Raw genomic sequence first — 695 nt, 5'->3', positions numbered from 1 at the left:
ATACGCCTTCTGCCCATTACCGTACTTGAATTCCGTTACATCGGTTAACCATTTCTCATTAGGTGCATCTGCATAGAACTCGCGGTTTAGCACGTTCTCAGCGACTTGCTGCGGCGTAGATTGTGCGTATCTTTTTTTCTTCCTACGAATAACGGACTGAATTCCCTCTATCCGCATGAGACGATACACACGCTTGTGATTAATTGCTTTTCCTGTTTGGCGACGCATATGCAGGGTTAATTGACGGTATCCAAATGTACGATCGACTTTCTCATAAATAGACATCATAACCTGGGTCAACTCCTCATTCTCCTGCTCTCGAAAACTAGGCTTTCGATTCAGCCACTTGTAATAGCTTGAGCGCGGTATTTCTGCAATTTCACAGAGAAGCTGAATGCTCATAGATGCTTCTTCCCGCAGTGCCTGAATGGCAAGGTAGATGTTCTCCTGACGATACTGACTTAGCTTCGCCTCCTTTGAATATCCCGTAACTTTTTTAAAAACGCATTCTCCGCCCGAAGTCGCTCCATTTCATATTGCAGCTTCTTCATTTCGAGTTTCTGTTGATCCGCTTCAGTTAACTCCTCCGGCAATTTCTTTCGGCCACGGCCATCCTTTAACGCATCCTGACCTCCATCTTGGAATTTCTTCACCCATTGGTACACTTGTTGATAGGAAACCTTAAACTGGTCTGC

Annotated in this window: 2 protein-coding genes; both read right to left on the bottom strand. The window is 45.0% G+C overall.

Annotated elements, in window-relative coordinates:
* The coding region (locus ACO9K6_RS20945) for an IS3 family transposase (protein WP_424769464.1) at positions 1-402 on the bottom strand (402 nt) is incomplete at its 3' end.
* A 59-nt stretch (positions 403-461) separates the two neighbouring features.
* Positions 462-695, bottom strand: a 234-nt coding sequence (locus ACO9K6_RS20940) for a helix-turn-helix domain-containing protein (RefSeq protein ID WP_424769463.1), incomplete at its 5' end; no start/stop codon positions are given.

Source organism: Paenibacillus praedii, from assembly GCF_049725345.1.
In the GTDB taxonomy this organism is placed as follows: Bacteria; Bacillota; Bacilli; order Paenibacillales; family Paenibacillaceae; genus Pristimantibacillus.
The sequence above is the reverse complement of the archived record's forward strand: the minus strand, read 5'-3'. Positions and strand labels throughout refer to the sequence as shown.